Source organism: Acinetobacter sp. YH12095 (assembly GCF_013419245.1).
GTDB lineage: Bacteria > Pseudomonadota > Gammaproteobacteria > Pseudomonadales > Moraxellaceae > Acinetobacter > Acinetobacter towneri.
Genome location: NZ_VPAL01000005.1, coordinates 68549 through 89334 on the forward strand (window position 1 = coordinate 68549; position 20786 = coordinate 89334).

At 40.8% G+C, this 20786-nt stretch carries 17 protein-coding genes; 14 read left to right on the forward strand and 3 right to left on the reverse strand.

The features are described from left to right. The first annotated feature begins 84 nt into the window (after positions 1 to 84). From purH to FTU35_RS05915, 10 genes are all read left to right on the forward strand, one after another. On the forward strand, positions 85 to 1659 hold the full coding sequence (gene purH, locus FTU35_RS05870; protein WP_004973127.1) for a bifunctional phosphoribosylaminoimidazolecarboxamide formyltransferase/IMP cyclohydrolase: 1575 nt from the start codon (positions 85 to 87) through the stop codon (positions 1657 to 1659). A gap of 171 nt (positions 1660 to 1830) precedes the next feature. Next, the gene (gene purD, locus FTU35_RS05875; protein WP_004973125.1) at positions 1831 to 3114 is read left to right on the forward strand and encodes a phosphoribosylamine--glycine ligase; all 1284 of its coding nucleotides are present in this window, start codon (positions 1831 to 1833) and stop codon (positions 3112 to 3114) included. A 784-nt stretch (positions 3115 to 3898) separates the two neighbouring features. Next, positions 3899 to 4771, forward strand: coding sequence for a MetQ/NlpA family ABC transporter substrate-binding protein (locus FTU35_RS05880; protein WP_096900915.1), 873 nt, complete (start codon positions 3899 to 3901; stop codon positions 4769 to 4771). Positions 4772 to 4845: 74 nt separating this feature from the next. Next, the gene (locus FTU35_RS05885; protein WP_004973123.1) at positions 4846 to 5871 is read left to right on the forward strand and encodes a methionine ABC transporter ATP-binding protein; all 1026 of its coding nucleotides are present in this window, start codon (positions 4846 to 4848) and stop codon (positions 5869 to 5871) included. After that, complete coding sequence (locus FTU35_RS05890; RefSeq protein ID WP_004973122.1) at positions 5868 to 6563, forward strand: methionine ABC transporter permease; 696 nt, start codon at positions 5868 to 5870, stop codon at positions 6561 to 6563. The genes FTU35_RS05885 and FTU35_RS05890 overlap by 4 nt, the downstream gene beginning before the upstream one ends. A gap of 244 nt (positions 6564 to 6807) precedes the next feature. Further along, entirely contained in the window at positions 6808 to 10371 is a 3564-nt protein-coding gene (gene dnaE / locus FTU35_RS05895) for a DNA polymerase III subunit alpha (RefSeq protein WP_180064582.1), read from the forward strand. A gap of 28 nt (positions 10372 to 10399) precedes the next feature. After that, positions 10400 to 11248 carry an RNA methyltransferase gene (locus FTU35_RS05900; RefSeq protein ID WP_004973119.1) on the forward strand — a complete coding sequence of 283 codons (849 nt, stop codon included), beginning with the start codon at positions 10400 to 10402 and terminating at the stop codon, positions 11246 to 11248. Beyond that, positions 11241 to 12038, forward strand: coding sequence for a serine O-acetyltransferase (cysE, locus tag FTU35_RS05905; RefSeq protein WP_004973118.1), 798 nt, complete (start codon positions 11241 to 11243; stop codon positions 12036 to 12038). The genes FTU35_RS05900 and cysE overlap by 8 nt, the downstream gene beginning before the upstream one ends. A gap of 174 nt (positions 12039 to 12212) precedes the next feature. Further along, a complete protein-coding gene (locus FTU35_RS05910; protein ID WP_004973117.1) occupies positions 12213 to 13115 on the forward strand; it encodes an ABUW_2363 family tetratricopeptide repeat lipoprotein in 903 nt (300 codons plus the stop codon). A 128-nt stretch (positions 13116 to 13243) separates the two neighbouring features. Continuing rightward, positions 13244 to 15238, forward strand: coding sequence for a triacylglycerol lipase (locus FTU35_RS05915; protein ID WP_180064583.1), 1995 nt, complete (start codon positions 13244 to 13246; stop codon positions 15236 to 15238). Between the two features lie 74 nt (positions 15239 to 15312). On the opposite strand, the gene FTU35_RS05920 is transcribed toward FTU35_RS05915, so the two are convergent. The 3 genes from FTU35_RS05920 to FTU35_RS05930 form a co-directional block, all read right to left on the reverse strand. Then, the gene (locus FTU35_RS05920) at positions 15313 to 16380 is read right to left on the reverse strand and encodes a maleylacetate reductase (RefSeq protein WP_180064584.1); all 1068 of its coding nucleotides are present in this window, start codon (positions 16378 to 16380) and stop codon (positions 15313 to 15315) included. 237 nt (positions 16381 to 16617) lie between these two features. Then, the gene (locus FTU35_RS05925; protein ID WP_096900920.1) at positions 16618 to 16797 is read right to left on the reverse strand and encodes a hypothetical protein; all 180 of its coding nucleotides are present in this window, start codon (positions 16795 to 16797) and stop codon (positions 16618 to 16620) included. Positions 16798 to 16958: 161 nt separating this feature from the next. Next, entirely contained in the window at positions 16959 to 17315 is a 357-nt protein-coding gene (locus tag FTU35_RS05930) for a rhodanese-like domain-containing protein (protein ID WP_178865795.1), read from the reverse strand. A 187-nt stretch (positions 17316 to 17502) separates the two neighbouring features. On the opposite strand from FTU35_RS05930, the gene FTU35_RS05935 reads away from it, so the two are divergent. From FTU35_RS05935 to FTU35_RS05950, 4 genes are all read left to right on the forward strand, one after another. Further along, positions 17503 to 17910, forward strand: a complete 408-nt coding sequence (locus FTU35_RS05935; RefSeq protein ID WP_004973106.1) for a rhodanese-like domain-containing protein — start codon at positions 17503 to 17505, stop codon at positions 17908 to 17910. A 164-nt stretch (positions 17911 to 18074) separates the two neighbouring features. Beyond that, positions 18075 to 18569: a DUF2946 domain-containing protein gene (locus FTU35_RS05940; RefSeq protein WP_171287380.1), complete on the forward strand. Its 495-nt coding sequence runs from the start codon at positions 18075 to 18077 to the stop codon at positions 18567 to 18569. Positions 18570 to 18714: 145 nt separating this feature from the next. Beyond that, the gene (locus tag FTU35_RS05945; RefSeq protein WP_004973099.1) at positions 18715 to 18972 is read left to right on the forward strand and encodes a DNA-binding transcriptional regulator; all 258 of its coding nucleotides are present in this window, start codon (positions 18715 to 18717) and stop codon (positions 18970 to 18972) included. Positions 18973 to 19207: 235 nt separating this feature from the next. Beyond that, entirely contained in the window at positions 19208 to 20467 is a 1260-nt protein-coding gene (locus FTU35_RS05950) for an OmpP1/FadL family transporter (RefSeq protein WP_136144655.1), read from the forward strand. Positions 20468 to 20786: the final 319 nt, after the last annotated feature.

Sequence of the window (20786 nt, forward strand, 5' to 3'; positions counted from 1 at the left end):
ATGCTTGCGACCTCCGCAGGCATTTTTTTTACCTGCATTTTGCTAGTTTGTTTTAATCTGTAATTGAAAACTGTGACGAAGATCATGACTATTAAACGCGCTTTAATCTCTGTTTCTGACAAAACAGGTATTGTTGAATTTGCACAAGACCTTGCTGCTCTTGGGGTAGAAATTTTATCTACTGGCGGTACTTATAAGTTGCTTAAAGACAACAATATTGCTGTCGTAGAAGTATCAGAGCATACTGGTTTCCCTGAAATGATGGATGGTCGTGTAAAAACGTTACACCCAAAAATTCATGGCGGTATCTTGGCTCGTCGTGGTCTAGACGAAGCAGTCATGGCAGAACACAATATTGATGCCATCGACTTGGTTGTTGTTAACCTTTATCCATTTGCTGCGACTGTTGCAAAACCAAATTGTTCACTTGCAGATGCGATTGAGAACATCGACATTGGTGGCCCTACTATGGTTCGCGCTGCAGCGAAAAACCATGCTTCTGTAGGTATTGTAGTAAATGCTTCTGACTATGCGACTGTTATTGCAGAAATGAAAAGCAACGGTGCATTGTCTTACGAAACTCGTTTTGATTTGGCAGTGAAAGCATTTGAACACACTGCACAATATGACGGCATGATCGCCTCTTACTTAGGTGCACGTGTAGGTAAAGAAGAAGGTACTGCTGACCAATTTGCACGTACATTCAATACACAATTGAACAAAGCGCAAGATTTACGTTATGGCGAAAACCCGCATCAATCTGCAGCGTTCTATGTAGACCCTGCTGCAACTGAAGCTTCTGTTTCTACAGCGAAACAGCTTCAAGGTAAAGAATTATCTTATAACAACATTGCAGATACTGATGCCGCACTTGAATGTGTGAAATCATTTGCAAAACCTGCTTGTGTGATCGTAAAACACGCGAACCCATGTGGTGTTGCTGTCTCTTTAGACGGTATTCAAGCAGCTTATGACCTTGCTTATGCAACTGACCCTGAATCTGCATTTGGTGGCATCATTGCGTTTAACCGTGAGTTAGACGTTGCGACTGCACAAGCGATTGTAGACCGTCAATTCGTTGAAGTGATCATTGCACCAAGCATTGCTGATGGCGTACTTGAAGTGACTGGCGCGAAGAAAAACGTACGTGTACTGGTATGTGGTGAGCTTCCTGCGATTGATGCACGCGCTCCACAAATGGATTACAAACGTGTCAACGGCGGTTTATTGGTTCAAGATCAAGACTTGGGCATGATCACTAAAGATGACTTAAAAGTTGTGACCAAACGTGCACCAACTGAACAAGAAATTGACGACATGATCTTTGCTTGGAAAGTTGCGAAATACGTAAAATCGAACGCAATTGTTTATGCAAAAAACCGTCAGACCATTGGTGTTGGTGCAGGTCAAATGAGCCGTGTAAACTCTGCTCGTATTGCTGCCATTAAAGCAGAACATGCAGGTTTAGTGGTTGAAGGTGCAGTAATGGCATCTGACGCATTCTTCCCATTCCGTGATGGTATTGATAACGCAGCTAAAGCTGGTATCAAATGCATTATTCAACCGGGTGGTTCTATGCGTGATGAAGAAACGATTGCAGCAGCAGATGAAGCTGGTATTGCAATGGTCTTCACTGGCATGCGTCATTTCCGTCACTAATTAAACTCATTAATTAGAAGTCGTATTTAATAATCCTCCGAAATCCCCCTTTTTTATAAAAGGGGGACTTTTCACGTAAGGGAACTGTGTTTTTATGCACAATCTCCTTCCTTTTCAAGGGTGAAAAGCATAGCTTCGCTAGGGGGATTTTATTCTTTGAGGGATTTTTAGATGAATATTTTAGTTTTAGGTAGCGGCGGTCGTGAACATGCGTTGGCATGGAAAATCGCACAAGATGACAAAGTCGCTAAAGTCTTCGTTGCACCGGGTAATGCAGGTACGGCAACAGAAAACAAATGCGAGAATGTAGCGTTAGATATTCAAAATAACCCTGCAATCATCGACTTTGCCAAAAATAATGCTGTTGATTTAATCATTGTTGGCCCTGAAGCACCACTGGTCAATGGTGTAGTAGATGCCTGCCGTGAAGCGGGTTTAAAAATTTGGGGCCCAACCCAGTTTGCTGCACAGCTTGAAGGTTCTAAAGCCTTTGCCAAGCACTTTTTAAAACGTCACAACATTCCAACTGCATTCTATGACGTATTCACCGAAGTTGATGCGGCAAAAGCATTTGTTGAAAAAAATGGTGCTCCAATCGTGATCAAGGCGGACGGTCTTGCTGCAGGTAAAGGCGTGATCGTGGCGATGACCAATCAAGAAGCATTTGATGCAATTGATGACATGCTAGCAGGCAACAAATTTGGTGATGCAGGTTCACGTGTAGTCATTGAAGAATTCCTTGCAGGTGAAGAAGCTTCTTTCATTTGTATGATTGATGGCGACAACATCCTTCCTATGGCAACTTCACAAGACCACAAGCGTATTTTTGAAGGCGACCAAGGTCCAAATACTGGTGGTATGGGTGCATACTCTCCTGCCCCTGTCGTGACTGCAGACGTATTTGAAAAAACCATGAATGAAGTGATGCGTCCTACTGTTGAAGGTATGAAAAAAGACGGTCATGTTTATACAGGTTTCTTATACGCAGGCTTAATGATTGACGACAAAGGTCAACCAAAAGTGATCGAGTTTAACTGCCGTTTTGGTGACCCAGAAACACAACCAATTATGATGCGCTTAAAGTCATCTTTGGTAGATTTGGTTGAAGCAGGTATTGCTGGCAACTTACCTGCCGAAGCAGACTGGGATGAACGCAAAACTGTCGGGATTGTATTGGCGACTGCGGGTTACCCTGAAACTTCAGGCAAAGGTGATGTGATTTCTGGTTTAGAAACACAAATGGCAGATGCGAAAGTATTCCACGCAGGTACAGCAAGCAATGCCGATGGTGAGATTGTGACCAATGGTGGTCGTGTACTGTGTGTAACTGCGCTCGGTAATACCATTGGCGAAGCGCAAGCTAAAGCCCTTGAACTGTGCGAAAAAGTTACCTTTGATGGTGTGCAATATCGTAAAGATATTGGCTATCGTGCCATTGCTCGTGAAAATGCTTAAAATTTTTAGTTTAGCCTAAAAATTTAAGTCCATAAAAAAGCTCGTCACTGTACGAGCTTTTTGTTTATCAGGTTGTAACCCATGTACATTGTGATGATCTACGTTTATAAAATACTTTAGATCAATAAACATGCAAAAAATAAAAAGCTTCAAAGAATTTTTAATTTCAATATTCGTTGAGTTTACATTGCAAATACTTTTTATTTTTGCAGGATTAATATATTTGGCTTATGTTTTTATAGGGATAGGTTCATTGTTACTCTGTTTGCCTTATATATGGGCGATATATTATCGTTGGAAAAATCATTCATAACTTCTTTTATGTATTTACAGCCATGTTCTGATTCTTGTAACTAAGCCGATTTCATACCGACAATTTCATATCTCGTTTTTTACTATCGATTGCAGAATAAATTTTAAAGCACCTAAATATTTAAACACTTGTTCAAATCCTTAATCTTTACAGAATATATTTATTTATAAGAACTTATTTTGACTTATTCGCTTTCTGTTGTAAAACAGTGATATGCATAACATACACAGCACTATATAGAATTATTTTTTATTGTTATGATGGTGCATCTTTTGAAAAAGTGAATTGCCCATCCATCTCAAAATTATTGATTGAGCTGTGGGCTGACTTTTTCAGTACTCAAACAATACCTACAACATATTTGAGAAACATACAAAATCATCATCATGCGATTCCATCCATCGTGCTGATTTGATTCTTCTCAATCATTGGCAACTTTAGGCACTGCTTAAACTTGCTCGGGATATATTCATGAAAAAGCTCCTTGGTCTTGTACTTGGTCTTTCAGTTGGCTTGGCTGGCTGTGGCAAACAAGAAGCGCCTGCGACTGACGCGGCACAAAAAGATTCTTCTGCTCTACACACTGTCACTATGGCATCGACTGGTTCAGATGCAGATATTTGGCGTTTTATTGCCGACTTACCTGAAACCAAAGCAGCAGGTATTCAACTTGAAGTGAAAAACTTCACCGATTACGTGTCAATGAACACGGCGGTAGCAAATAAAGAAATTGATCTTAACGCATTCCAATCTTATGCCTATATGGTGGCATTTAATGCCAACAATAAAGATCAAATTGCACCAGTAGCGACAACTTACTTAGAGCCAATGGGTATTTACTCAAGCAAAGTGAAAAAGTTGGATGAGTTCAAAACAGGTGCAACCATTGCTATTCCAAATGATGGTGCCAATGAATCACGTGCACTGTTATTACTTCAATCGGCTGGTTTGGTTAAACTGAAAGATGGTTTTGACAATGTTCAAGGCACGCCTGCAGACATCGTAGAAAATGCTAAGCAAATTCAAATCAAACCAATTCAAATGGCAACGGCTGTACGTGTAAAAGATGAAGTCGATGCAATTGTCTTGGGCAACACCCTTGCAATGGAAGGTGGTTTGAACGTACTGAAAGATTCAATTTATTACGAACCAATTGACCAAAGCACAAAAATGAATGTCAATATTCTCGCGACTGCTGCAGATCGTCAAAATGACCCAATCTTGCAAAAAGTAGGTGCGTTGTATCATACCGAAGCGGTGAAGCAATATATTGATCAGCACTTTGGCGGAACAAAAGTTGCGGTAAATAAACCTGTCAGCTATTTCACTGAAGCAGCAAAATAGTAATATAATGCGTTAAACAAAACAGGCAAAGCGAACTTTGCCTGTTTTTTCATTTATGGACATTTCTTGACGATATGATTGAATTTAAAAACATTTCAAAGCACTATCAGCTCAAAGGTCAAACACTGCGTGCGTTGGATCAAATTAATCTACAAATTCCAACAGGCAGTATTTTTGGCATTATTGGCTATAGTGGTGCAGGTAAAAGTACGTTAATCCGCTTGATCAATTTGTTGGAGCGTCCAAATGCTGGGCAAGTCATCATTCATCAAAAAGATTTTACTGCACTCAATGCCCGCGAATTACGTCAAGAACGTGCCCATATTGGAATGATTTTTCAGCACTTCAATTTATTGCAGACCAAAACTGTGGCTGCCAATATTGAAATGCCGATGAAACTGTTAGGCTGGAACAAAGCCGAACGCGAAAAGCGTTTAAATGAATTACTTGAGTTTATTGATTTAAAACATAAAAAAGACGCCTACCCTGATGAACTTTCAGGCGGACAAAAACAACGTGTCGGTATTGCGCGTGCGCTAGCCAATCATCCTAAAATTTTACTCTGCGATGAAGCAACTTCAGCACTTGATCCACAAACCACCAAATCTGTGCTGGAATTACTGAAAAAAATTAACCGCGAACAAGGCATTACCATTGTAATGGTCACACATGAAATGGATGTGATTGAATCGGTTTGTGATTATGTGGCGGTGATGGAACAAGGCAAAGTCATTGAAACAGGTTCAACCCTAGAAATATTTAGTCAACCGCAACATCCGACCACCAAAAGCTTTATTCAAACCGTGTTGCAGCAGCAATTGCCTATCAATATTTTGAATAATCTGGAAAATCAAAATCAGCACAGCATTTATTGTCTGAAGTTTTTAGGTAAATCAGCTCAGGAAACCGTAATTCAAGCCGTCATTAAACAGTTTGATATCAGCCTGAATATTTTATTTGCCAATATGACCGAAATTGATGGCGCTGTGATTGGGCAAATGTTTATACAATTGCTCGGTGATGCAAGCGTCATTCAACAAGCACTTGAATTTCTGCAAGCCAATGGTGTTGAAGTTGAACAGTCAGGAGTACAAGCATGAGAGATTTAATTGTACAGTGGCTGACCTCAGTAACTGCGCCTTTCTGGAAAAGCTCTTTATCTATTGACCAGTTTGTTACAGCCTTACAAGAAACCTTTCACATGGTGTTCTTTGCCATGTTGTTTGGTTGTATCTGGGGCTTTATTCAGGGCATTACCCTTGTAGTGACTCGTCCGACAGGTATTTTGCCAAACCGTGTGATTTATCACGGGCTTAACCCGATTGTAAACGCACTGCGCTCCCTACCCTTTATTATTTTATTGATTGCGGTGATTCCGCTGACTAAATTGTTAGTGGGTACATCCATCGGAACTTGGGCAGCCATTGTTCCACTGACCATTTATGTCGGCCCGTATATTGGTCGTTTGGTAGAAACTTCACTGCTTGAAGTCAATGAAGGGATTGTCGAATCTGCACAGGCAATGGGTGCTACACCCTTACAGATTATCTTCAAATTTATTTTACCTGAAGCACGTAGCTCACTCATTTTGAACCTAACCACAGCCACCATTAGCTTAATTGGCGCAACTGCTATGGCAGGCGCAGTCGGTGCAGGCGGCATTGGTGACCTTGCTATTTCTTATGGTTATCAACGCTTTGATAGTAGTGTCGTGATGCTAACCGTGGTGGTCTTATTAATTTTAGTGCAATTGGTGCAAAGTTTAGGCGATTGGTTATCTAAACTCAGATAAATCTTTCATCTACACATCAGAAATAGATTCACCATTTAACTCCTTGCTACTCGTATGAGTGTGTAAGGGGTTAAAACCACACTCCTTCTCCATGCATACGTGATTCACGCCATATCAACATCCAAAAAACTGAAATTTTGATATACGGTCAAGATCATCGAAAACCGTAGGAAAAACTTTGCAGCATGTTTTGTCTTGAGCAGAGCATGCTAAACTAACCCGTGATTTTTTAAGGGACTGATTCATGCGCTTTGTTCATTTAGGTATACATACAGAATTTTCGATTACCGAGTCGATTGTACGCGTACCTGACTTGATTAAAGCTGCAGTCAATGAAGAAATGCCTGCTTTGGCATTGACCGATCTCTCTAACCTGCACGCTGCCGTAAAGTTTTATGGCAAATGTTTGGGGCAAGGCATCAAACCGATTTTAGGTTCAGTGCTGCGTTTAAATGATGCCGATCATCGTGTGACGCTATTGTCGATGAACAATCACGGCTGGCGCAATCTGACCGAACTGGTGTCGCGTGGCTATATTGAAGGTCAGCAACTCAATATCCCTTGCGTCAATAAAGCATGGATTTTAGAACAAGCCGATGATCTGATTCTGTTACTCGGCATTCAAAGTGATGTCGGCAAAATGCTGATCACGTCCAATCCACAAAAAGCCGAACCGTTGCTAGAAGAATGGATAGAAAAATTTGGTAATCGGGTCTATTTGGCGCTGACCCGTACAGATCGTCCCGATGAAGATGCTTTTATTGCCGAAGCGGTTAAATTAGCTAAAAAATATAATATTGGCGTGGTGGCACATAATGATGTGCACTTTGTCCGCCGTGAAGATTATGAAGCGCACGAAGCGCGAGTTTGTATTGCCGATGGTTATGTTTTAGGGGATAACCGTCGTCCTAAAACGTATAGTCCTGAGCAATATTTTAAAACTACTGCAGAAATGACGGAATTATTTTCCGACATTCCAAGTGCTATTGAAAACAGCTATCATATTTCCAAACGCTGTAACGTCACGCTGCAATTGGGTAAATATTTCCTTCCAGATTATCCAATTCCAGACGGACACACCATTGATACCTACTTCGCGCACCTATCCAAACAAGGTTTAGAAGAACGTCTAAATGTGCTCTATCCTGTCACACAGCGCGATGAAGACTGGGCAGAAATTCGCAAACCTTATGATGAACGAATTGAATACGAAATTAATATTATTAACTCGATGGGCTTCCCGGGTTACTTCCTCATCGTCATGGACTTTATTCAATGGTCTAAAAATAATGGCGTACCTGTTGGGCCGGGTCGTGGTTCAGGCGCAGGCTCATTGGTCGCTTATAGCTTAAAAATTACCGACTTAGACCCATTGCGTTATGAACTACTCTTTGAACGTTTCTTAAACCCAGAACGTGTATCCATGCCCGACTTTGACGTCGATTTCTGTATTGCAGGACGCGATAAAGTCATTGATTATGTGGCACGCACCTATGGACGTGATGCGGTATCACAAATTGCCACTTTCGGTACTATGGCCGCCAAAGGTGCGATTCGAGATGTCGCACGGGTTTTGGGCAAGTCTTATGGTTTGGCAGACCGTATTTCTAAACTGATTCCAACTAAACCCTTAGGGCTTAGTTTGGAAGAATCAATTGAAGCCGAACCACAGCTGAAAGATGTGGTGACCAATCCATCTAACCCAGACTATGACGATGCTTCAGAAATTTGGGAAATGGCTTTAAAACTTGAAGGCATTACCCGCAACACAGGCAAACACGCAGGTGGTGTGGTGATTGCACCCACCAAAATCACCGACTTTTCTGCGGTTATGTGCGATGCTGATGGAACCGCCCGTGTTGCACAATACGATAAAGACGATGTTGAATCGGCAGGTTTGGTCAAATTTGACTTCTTGGGTTTACGTAACCTGACAGTTATTGAAGATGCTGTACAAAATATCAATAAACGCATCCAAGCCGATACACCGCTAGATATTGCACATATTCCACTGGACGATAAAGATGCCTATTTAGTCTTTGCCAATGCCAACACCACAGCGGTATTCCAGTTTGAATCCGTGGGCATGAAAAAGATGCTGAAAGAAGCACGTCCAAGCAAATTTGAAGAAATTATTGCTTTCGTGTCCTTGTATCGTCCCGGCCCGATGGATCTCATTCCAGACTTTATTCACCGTATGCACGGTGGCGAGTTTGAGTATCTGCATCCTTTGCTAGAAGGTGTGCTTGAACCAACCTACGGCATTATGGTTTATCAGGAACAGGTAATGCAGGCGGCACAGTATTGTGCAGGCTATACCCTCGGTGGTGCGGACTTACTACGTCGTGCTATGGGTAAGAAAAAACCTGAAGAAATGGTGAAACAGCGCCAAATCTTTATTGAAGGTGCTGCGAAAAAAGACATTGATGCCGCCACAGCCAACCATATTTTCGACTATATGGAAAAGTTCGCAGGCTACGGTTTTAACAAATCCCACGCGGCTGCTTATGCCCTCGTTGCCTATCAGACGGCATGGCTGAAAGCACATTACCCTGCCGAATTCTTGGCTGCGGTAATGTCGTCGGAAATGCAAAACACCGATAACGTGGTGTTCCTGATTGATGACTGTCGCCACAATGGTCTGGAAGTTTTACCACCTTCGGTAAATATGTCTTTGTATCATTTCCACGCCAGCGATGAACGCACCATTGTCTACGGACTTGGCGCAATTAAAGGCGTGGGCGAACAAGCCATGCAATCGGTGATTGATTCTCGCCAAAAAGAAGGCCCATACCGCGATTTATTTGACTTCTGTCATCGTATTGATTTGAAAAAAATCAACAAACGAACCCTTGAAGCCTTAATTCGTGCGGGTGCATTAGACTGTTTAGGCATCGAACGCTCAAGTTTAATGGCACAATTGCCAGAAGCGGTACAAGCGGCGGAACAAGCACGTTCCAACCGTGAAACAGGCATCATGGATTTATTTGGTGAAGTTGAAGAAGTACAACGTAAGCCTGCCAAACCTGTAAAACCATGGTCAGATGAAGTCCGACTTAAAGGTGAAAAAGACACACTTGGACTTTACCTCACTGGTCACCCGATTGATGTCTATCGCAATGAATTAAAAGCCTTTATTCCAAGTAAAATTAATGAACTGACGCCAACCCGTCGTGGCGTGACCACCGTCTTTGCAGGCTTGGTGGTGGATGTCGCCAACTTCCCAAATCGGATGGTGGTCACTTTAGATGATGGTACGGCACGTATTGAAGTATCTGCCAACCATGAGCGCTTCCAACGCTTTAAAGATATTGTACAAACTGAAAAAGTGGTGGTGATTGAAGGCGAAATTTACGAACGTGAAGGTTTTGACCGCCCAATGGGACGCTTAACCAAAGCGTTTAGCTTGAATGAAATTCGTCAAAAACGCGCCAATAGTATTCAAATTCACTTGCATGCAGAACATTTAAGCAAGACCTTGAGTCAAGACTTACAAAATATGTTGCTGCCTTATTGTAATGTGGATTTATGCACGCATATTCCTGTTTTATTGCACCTTGACTATGCTTATGCCACTGCAGAATTACATTTGGGCATTCAGTGGAAAATCGCACCCTTAGATGAAGCCTTGGTCAAATTGCGTGACTATTTTGGTAAAGAAAGCCTGCATATCGAATATCAAGTGAAATCCAAAGCCGCGAAAGCTGTCGATGTGGCGAAACCTGCATCGATTGCTCCACCACCTGCTGATATGAGCATGGATGATGCTATGGATTTATACCATACCGAAGTTGATCAATATTCTTAATTAAAAATTTAACCCATCTGGATTTGTTATGAGTCAAACCGACAATGCAGCTGTTGCCGCACACCTCTCCCACGTGCGTATTGTCATGGTGAATACCACCCTGCCTGCCAACATCGGTAGCGCCTTACGCGCCATGAAAACCATGGGGCTATGTAAATTGGTTTTGGTTGATCCAAAAACCTATCCGCATCCAGATATTGATGCTTTGGCGGCAGGTGCAACCGATTTAATTGAACAGATTGAAGTGGTTGAACAGCTCGAAGATGCAATTGCCGACTGCCATTTGGTCTTTGGCACCAGTGCACGTAGTCGTACTATTCCTTGGCCACTCTTAGATGCACGCCCTGCGGCAGAAAAGTCGTTAAATGCTGTGGCACAGCATGGGCAAAATGTTGCCATTATTTTTGGACGTGAAGATCGTGGTTTAACCAATGAAGAGCTGGCTTTGGCGAATTATCACGTGACGATTCCTGTCAATGAAGAATATGGTGTGCTCAATGTTGCTCAAGCCATTCAAGTGATTTGCTATGAAATGCGTATGGCTGCCATCGATATTGTCGGAAAAATTGCCGATCCTGCAGCGACGATGCAAGTGACAGATTCTGAAGCGATGCAATGGGATGAACCTTTGGTCAACCATGAACAAATGCAACAGTTCTATCCACATTTAGAAAAAATGCTGGCAGAAATTGAATTTATGGATCCAAAAAATCCACGATTATTGCCTTTGCGCTTGCGTCGGCTTTTCGGACGTATACAATTAGATCGTATGGAATACCATTTACTTCGCGGTATTTTTAGCCGCGTACAAGCAATGAATAACGGTTCATGGAAAAAATCTACATCAACACAGGACGAGGATCAAACTAATGCTTAAACAGCTCAAAGAAGACATTCAAGCTGTCTTCGCGCGCGATCCTGCTGCTCGAAATACACTTGAAGTCTTAACCACTTATCCAGGAATTCACGCTTTAATTATGCATCGTGTGGCGCATGAATTATGGAACAAAGACTGCAAGGGGTCGGCACGTCTACTCTCGTCATTTAGCCGTTTTGCTACAGGAATTGAAATTCATCCCGGTGCAAAAATTGGTCGTCGCTTTTTTATTGACCATGGCATGGGCGTGGTGATTGGTGAAACTGCTGAAATTGGTGATGATGTCACCTTATATCATGGCGTGACTTTAGGCGGCACAACGTGGAATAAAGGCAAACGTCATCCAACTTTGGAAGATGGCGTAGTAGTCGGTGCAGGCGCGAAAATTCTAGGCCCATTCACCGTACATAAAAATGCCAAAGTTGGCTCTAATGCGGTTGTGACCAAAGAAGTACCTGAAGGCGCAACTGCTGTGGGTAACCCTGCGCGCTTTATTATGAAAAATAAACCTGCCGATGATCAGGAAGCACGTCGTCGTGATTATGCTGCCAGTATTGGTTTCCAACCTTATGCAGCAACGCAGGACCAATCTGACCCAGTATTGGACGGCATGCGAGTATTACTAGATCGCTTGGAACAAAATGAAAAACGTATGAATTTATTATGTCAGCGTCTCTCTTTACTTGACCCAAGCTTTAAAAACCCACAGCAAAATGAACAACCTTATAGTGCAGAAGAATTAAAAATAATTGAAGATGTTAGACGTGAGTGTGAAGCACAAAGTAAATAGGGCTGTTTATTTGATCAATCCTACATACTTAAAAAAACTTCGTATCACTGTGTAACTAAGCCCCCTCAATTGTATTGCATGTTCGGAACAGATTTCTTAGACTGACCGACATGCAATATTTTAATCCGACACAATCACCTCTCACTTTTAAAATAAATTGAACGGAAGAACACCATGACTCTTAAGCCTTTGGCACTCAGTATTCTAGCCGCAACGCTCGTTAGCGCCTGTGTTGCACCACCAAAACAAGAAGTAAAACCACCTATCGTATTTACCGAACCTGAATTAAGTGCACCATTCTATGCCTTAAATCCATTTAATTATGATGCCCCACCACCATTTGAAATTAACCTACAAAAAGCAGCAGCACAGCCTGTGACTAAAATGGTGGTTACTAACCCAAATGATCCAAGCAAAAGCATTACCTTAGATCAAAACAAATTGATTGTACCTACGGTCAATAACAATGCCCGTAGCTTGAAGTTTGCAGTTTTGGCAGGTGAAAACGAAATTGACATCACCGAAATTGATGACTTCTTACAATTGGTCGAAGGCAAAGCACGTCACTATCCACCACGTTTTAGCGAACGTCAGGAACGTCGTGGTTTCGAGGCAAAGCTCAAAGAAGTGACTCAACAATTAGACACTTTGGCAGCCAATGAAAATGCCTCTTTTGATATTTTGATGCGTGCATTTAAAGCCAGTGTTATGGCACGTAACCTAGACTTAGGCTCTGTTTACACCACACGCTCACTTAACTATGCGCAGCGTATCTTAAAAATTAATCAGGAAGATGCCGAAGCGAATTTCTGGTTTGGTTTCGGTCTGTCTGAAGGTGGCGGTCATCGTGAAGCCATTCCTTATTTAGACAAAGCCATGAAAGCAGGTGTGCAGGAAGCTTATTTGTCTGCGGCAAACAATTATATTGCCATGGAACAAAAGAAAAATGCAGTACAAACTTTGAAAAACTATAAAATCAAATACCCGCAAGAAGCCGAAGTGGCTGACCGTTTGATTGCTGAAATTGAAAAGCAAGGTCGCTGGAATGTGTGGCAAGTGATCGCACCACGCACTTAATAAAAAATCGATACAAAAATACCTAAAAATAGACCGTTTCGACGGTCTATTTTGCTTTCTACGCAATTGAAAAAGCTTTAAAAAAACGTATGATGGAAAAAAATCTTAAAAATTAAGCCAGACTTTCCATGAATAAAATTGTGATTGCTGCATTGCTCAGTACAACACTGCTGTCTGGTTGTCAGGTGGTCAGTGTTAAAAATCAGGCGTTAAAAGTTAGTATTGCCAATGAACGTGATAGTATTTTATCGCGCAAAAAACTGAGTGAAGCCAGTTTAAATGTCTTGTCGATGACAGGACGTGAAGCCAATATTTGTGCCGAAAAACCTGAAGAATGTGTAAGTGCACTCAAACAAATCCCACAAATTCAGGATGAACAACTGCTCTCAACCGCCAGTGAATTATATTTAGCGAAAGCGATTGAACTGGAAAATTCATCGTCCTGTAAAATCAGTATTCTGAACAGCAAAAGATCGGAAGAACAACAAAAAATTCATCAGGCCAATTATGAACAATGTTTAGATCAGCAATTGCACATGCTCGATCAAAGTATTCGTTATAGTTACGCCTACATGTTTAAAACCAAACGTGCGCCGCAAGACCGTCTTTTTGATAACAGACAAGTCCAAATTCGGGATTTTTATAATCAGGCGATTGCCAAATTGGTCAGCAGCTATGCGCTGCGCTATAAACACGATGAATTGCAACAACAAATTCGTGTTGGCAACAGCATTTATGACATTAATTTTGAGTACTACCCGCAGCTGAAACAACAAAAAATTCAGCAGTTGATGTCAACCTATAACCTGAACTTTTCGGGTTTGCGCTCGGTCACGCGCCGTGATGGTTTTGGGTCTGAATTTCTGGTGGTATTGCCTGAAAATCCAAACGATGATCTGAGCAAAAGCAAATATATTATTGATCCGCTAAAATATGATTATCCTGCAGGAAAAAATCCAAATATTCACCAAGCTCGCTATTTAGCCGCGACAATCACTGCAGAACCACATAGCGCCAATTCCATTGAAGATATTTTGAATCGGCCGCATTTTAAGCTCAAGGCTTATGATCCGTATAAATATGAATCTGCCCAAATTGCACAAAAGAACTACCCGCTTGCAGCTAACTTTTCTGCACCTTATGGCTTGTGGTTAGCGCAAAATAATTTAGGTAAATCGGCTTATTTATCCTTAATTGATCGTGAAGAACGACTCAGTATGCCGCATTTGTACTTACTTGAGCCGTATAATCCGAATAAAAAAGTCATTGTCCTCATTCATGGTTTGGCCAGTAGCCCCGAAGCGTGGATTCGCTTAACCAACGATATTATGGGCGATCCTGTATTGCGGGAAAACTTTCAAGTCTGGCAAGTGTTTTACTCGACCAATATGCCAATTTTAGAAAGCCGTTTCCAAATTTATGCCTTGCTTCAACAAGGCTTTAAACAGGTCAGTCCTTCTGCTGCAGCCAAAAAAGATGCTGTAGTAATTGGACACAGCATGGGTGGTATTTTGGCACGTTTGTTGGTCAGCGATACTGATTTAACTCAACCTGCCATGCAAATGCTTAAAAACCGACGTCTGGAACGCTTTAAATCTGATCCTTTGTTGCAAGCACGTTTGCGCCTTAAACCCATCACCAATTTTAACCGTGCAATATTCTTGGCTGCACCGCATAAAGGTACAGAGTTTGCAGACCGCTGGTTCACCCTTGCAGCACGTAAAGTCATTCGCTTACCGACTGCATTTTTAAGCGCGTTTGCGGATACCTTGCAGCAACATGAAGTCGATTTAAAAAATCTAACCAAAGAAATTGGGCATGGCGTCATTCAAAATGGACCGAGTGATTTAAGTAAAAATTCCAAATTTACGGAATTAACTGAAGATATTTTGCCTGTCAAAGGATTTAAATATCACAGTATTATTGGCAATAATACCGACAGCACTGAGCATCTGTTAATGAATGACGATGTGGTGCATTACAACAGTGCCCACTTAGATGGCGCTGTTTCAGAAAAAATTATTAAAGGCGGACATTCCATTCAGGAAACGCCAGAAGCTGTATTGGAACTGCGACGTATTCTTAGATTACATTTGCAAGATTTAGGCTTGTATAAACCGTAATCCGTCACGGCAAATAAAAAACCGAAGTCTAAGTGGCTTCGGTTTTTTATCTATCATGCTATTTTTTAGCAGCATTATAGCGGTGCTTGTCCCCAATAGGCTTTGGTCAATAAAGCCTCTAATTCGGCATAGTCATATTCACGTGGATTATAATATGGACTATCACAGATAATACGTGCCACTTGGGCAGGTGCTGTTTCGGGTAATCCTAAATCTTTAAGTGCCATTGGAATATTCAATTTTTGGTTAAGCTGATAAATCGCCAAGCCTAACTGTTCCCGATCTGACACATTTAAAGCCGCTGCCAGTTGATTCATTGCAGCAATATCTGCATGTCGGTTGTAATGCACTGAATACGCCAACACAATGGCGTGGGTTTGCGCATGTGGTAACTGATAGCGTCCGCCCAAGCTATGGCAAATTTTATGATGAATTGCCATACCCACCGAACCCAAACACACACCAGCCAACCATGCACCATATAAAGCGTGTTCACGTGCCTGCATATTATGAGGCGCTTGCACAATTTCAGGTAAAGCCTGTGCCAGTTGAGTAATCGCCTCTAGCGCCATTAAACTTACAATGGGATTTTTATCCTGTGCATATAATGCCTCAACTGCATGTGCCATCGCATTCATGCCCGAACATGCCGAAATTTCAGTGGGTAAGTTGAGTGTCAATTCAGGATCATAAATCACTACTTTAGGCAAAACTTGAGCTGCTTTGCCTGTGGTTTTCAGCTGGTTTTCGGTGATGCCATACACCGCTGTCATTTCACTACCTGCATAAGTGGTCGGAATTGCAATAATCGGCAAATGAGTTTCTAAGGCAATCGCTTTGGCTAAACCAATCGCAGAGCCACCGCCGAGTGCCAAACAGCAATCTACTCCTAAACGCTGCACATCTTGAATGGCCTGATCTGCAACCTCTTTTGGCACATGCATCACCGCATGAGGATAGACCGCTACAGCCATGTCTTGGATTTGTGCCAATAAACGCTCGCCTGCGGCTTGTTGCCCTGCAGTAGTAATAATTAAAATACGCTGATAGGCATAAGGACGTAAAATCTCTTGGATTTTTTGCAGATGACCTACGCCAAAGTGAACATCGATTGGCAATGCCTGATAATGGAATGCTTGCATGTTATTGAGCTTAAATATTGTCGTTAGATTTTAATAGCATATAACTATGACTAGGCTGCTGAACAGCCCAATTCTGCAACGCTGCTTTGCAAATATTCAAATAAAGATTCAAGACCAACTATTTTTGCTATAAAAAACAAAAACCCATGATCTCATGGGTTTTTGTATCATTAAAATCAAATGCGATGAATCAATCAGCTATCAATTTTAATGTAAAGAAAACTTGTACTTTTGTGCTTAATCAATTTCTTTTAGGCACACTGCAGATAAAATTGGCACACCGAAACATGGAAGCAACAATAAAATCCAGTATTCCACGACGGTAGCTTCACCACTGATCATATTGATGAATAATCCACCAATGATTAATACCGCTGCAATTAAACCCAGAAAAATTCCAAAAAATCTTGCAGGCATTTTACGTCCCCTGAACAATCGAACAAAAGTGTTAAATCTAGTATATACCTTATAATTAAATAAGATATTATTTTTTAAGCAAAGATTAACAAAGCTATACAATCAGCTGCATTAGAAATGTCAACATTGCGCATATTGAAGTATAGTCTCAATGCACTTGTTTATTTGACCTGAGAGGACACGCATGGCATTTGTTGTTTCCACCATGCTTTCATGCCACCTTGCAACTGCGATGCCTGATAACCCATTTTAGCCAATCTTCTGGTTGCAGGAATACTGCGATGTGCAGATAGACAAATAGTCACTACAGGCTTTGTAGGAGCTAAAGATAATGCTTTGACATTAGATTCATTCATTTGACTCAAAGGCAAATGCAACGCACCTTGAATATGGCTGTCACAAAATTCTTTTCGGGTACGTACATCTACAATTTGCACATCTTGCTGTTGTTGTAACAAATCCTGTGCGTTTATTTCAGGCACTTTACCCCACGGCAGATACATCATCAAATTAAACATTGCACACTCCAAAGCAAATAAAACTTGAAAATTCCAACAAATGATTTAAACCATAGCATGTCTAATTTTATCTAGCTGTGGCTATTTCCAAAGAGAAATCATATAGACACATTTGCTAACAATAATCAAAACTTAATTAATATATTAGTTTATATTATATAGGATCAAAAAAAATGTGAGTGATTTCATGAAAACACCAGATCAACTGATTACCGAAGCGAAAAGCCAAATTACCGAAATGAGTGTTCAAGATGTCTATGAGGTGTATAGCAAACATCCTGATATTATTTTGATTGATGTACGTGAACCAGAAGAACATCAAGCCTGTGCAATTGATCGTGCTGTGAACTTTCCGCGTGGCATGCTCGAAATGAAAATTGCACAACACCCTGTTGTCAATCATTACTGTGAAGTTGAACGCGCACTTGCCGATTTAGCTGAAAAAGATATTTATTTGATCTGTGGTACAGGTGCACGCTCAGCTTTGGCAACTCAATCTTTGCAGCGTATGGGCTTTGAAAAAATATTTTCTGTACAAGGCGGCATGCAGGCTTGGATTGAAGCTGGTTTACCCACAATCTCAATTACAGCTTAATTGACTAAATTACGAAACGATCCATTGCTTTAGCCCAAAACCACTTGAGTAAAGCAGTATTTTTACTACACAGTTCATGTGATAAACAAAGCTTTATCATTAAACAGTTAAATTTTTTGTTATAGTGTTACATGAAAATTCAATAAAAGACGTATGCAGTGTTGATGATGTGGGGAAGATTGCTCGGATTAACAGCAATCTTGTTACAAGTCGCTGTATTCCTACAGCCTTTATTGCCAGAGAAACAACATTTTTCCTCTGTCTGTAAAACTGTTGCCCAAGCATTATTTTTTGATCAGCCAAGCTCTGCAAATCAGCTGTCTGCAAATCTTCTACAACGCACAGCCAGCACATCTACGTCTGAATCTCATCTAAGTCATACGGCTCATTCACCGCATACAGACAAAGTTGACACACGGCATTCAGCTCAACATGCGCATGAATCATCCAAACAAGATGCACATGAAAACCATGAATGTGAATATTGTTTAGTCTATAGCTTTGCACTTCCCTTACTAGATACCAAGCTTAGATACGTGTTAATCCGAACACAAATTCGGATTTTGTCTTTTAAAACATCGTTTACACCAACACTATTTCAAACTGAGCCGCTTTTTATTCTACCACAAGGTCGTGCTCCGCCTCGTTTTGACTTTTGAATTTTCTTATCATTTCTTACAGTGTTGCCATCTTTGCTTCACTCTAAAGTGTAAATTTTGCAGTATCAAATTTATGCAGCTGTAGGACAATACTTATTTTAATAACTCATTGACTTGTTTATTCGACCCTAAGGAGGAGATAACTATGCATCTGCTTCAACACAGTCATAATCATGTGAATCATACTGTAGAGCAAACGGCTTGTTTGGATTTAGCACAACAGATCATTAAAGTTCGACAAAAAATGAATATTTCACAAACTGAACTTGCGGCAAAATTGTGTATCTCTGCCCGAACTTTAGAAAGTTGGGAACGTGGTGTCCGTCAACCGTCGAGTTCTGCTCAAGCATTGATTCGATTATTTATTAAATCGCCACAATTTGTGTTAGAAAACTTGGCATAAAGCACTTTATGATGATGAATTAAAGCAATGAAAAACAATAAAGAAGCTCCCAAGGGAGCTTCTTTGGTCAAAAGAGTTGAAGCATCATTTTGATATACATATAGAATGAATACCCTTGCTGTTTCATAGCTATATATTCAAAAATAGAATAAAGATATGAATTTATATTCAAATACAAGAATACAACTTTTCAATATACTGCCGCATATATTGTTTTTACTCGATCTATATTCTCATGAAATATCTATCTTCTTTTATCTCAATTGCTGTTATCGCACCTTTGTTTTCAACATCTGCTTTTGCAACAACAGGATATTTCATGCATGCATATAGTGTGAAATCTCAAGGAAACGCAGGCACAGCCATTGCCAATTTTCAGGACAGTCTGACTATTGCAAGCAACCCAGCGGGTTTGAGCTGGTTAGATAAGCGTGTTGATGCAGGTTTAACTATTTTCTCTCCAGATCGTGAGTCTGAAATTACAGGAAATGGTTATGGAGCAAATGGTCAGTATGATGGCAATAGCCGTAAATACTTTGTAATTCCAGATGTAGGTTATGTTCACCCAGTGAATGAACAAGTCACTGCGGGTATTGCGGTTTATGGCAATGGTGGCATGAATACCAATTATAAAAATAATCCTTATGCAGTTTATGATAATACAGGAAGCGCAGGTATTTCATTAACCCAAGCCTTTATTTCACCTGCTTTATCTTGGAAATATGCAGAAAATCAATCTATAGCCTTGGCTGCAAATATTTTATATCAACGTTTTAGTGCACAAGGTTTTGCTGGTGATGTCTTTGGTGGTGCTTCGTCAAACGGTGCGGCAATTAGCGATCGTGGCAATGACGATTCATACGGCGTAGGTGCACGTATTGGCTGGTCGGCAAAACCAAATGATAAACTGACCCTTGGTGCAAGCTATTCATCTAAAATTAATGCCAGCCGCTTTAAGAAATATGAAGGTTTATTTGCCAAACAAGGTGATTTTGACGTACCTGAAAGCTATGGTGTAGGTTTAAATTATCAACTTACCCCTGCTTTATCAGTCGCGACAGATTACTTACGCATTAATTATTCAGATGTAGATTCTGTTGGCAATAAACTGGATCAATTATTCGCAAACAATAAATTTGGCACAACACAAGGTCCTGGTTTTGGATGGGATGACATCAATGTCTATAAAATTTCAGCGACTTATCAAGCCTCAGAAAAACTGACTTTACGTGCGGGTTATAGCTATAACGATCAGCCTGTTAAAAATGATCAAACCTTCCTAAATATTTTGGCACCAGGTGTGGTACAAGAGCATTTAAGTGTTGGTGCAACTTGGCGACTCGATGATCAACAAAATGTAAGTGTGGCTTATACACACGCACTCAAAGAAACAGTGCAAGGTAACAACTCTATCCCCGCTGATTTTGGTGGTGGCGAAGCCAATTTAAGCATGAGCCAAAATATTTTGGGCGTGTCATATAGTTTGAATTTTTAAATTCTACATAGCTTGAGTTTGAATAATAGCTTGCCATGATCTGAAAAGATGATGGCTTTTTTTACTTTGATTGTGATGAAGTTTTTCCAAAGTACGGCTTTAGCTAGAAATAAGACCATGCAAAGCATAATGTTACAACATGCACTACTTTCTAAATGAATCCATAGAAAACAATCAAATTTCGATGCTTTTTATAACGATGAATTACACGAAAAACTCAGTAAAATTCAGCCAAATGACACAATAATTTTCACTTTTAACTTCGCAAATCATACATTTTCAACAGCTAAGCTCTTTGAGCTATGCGATATCATTTTTG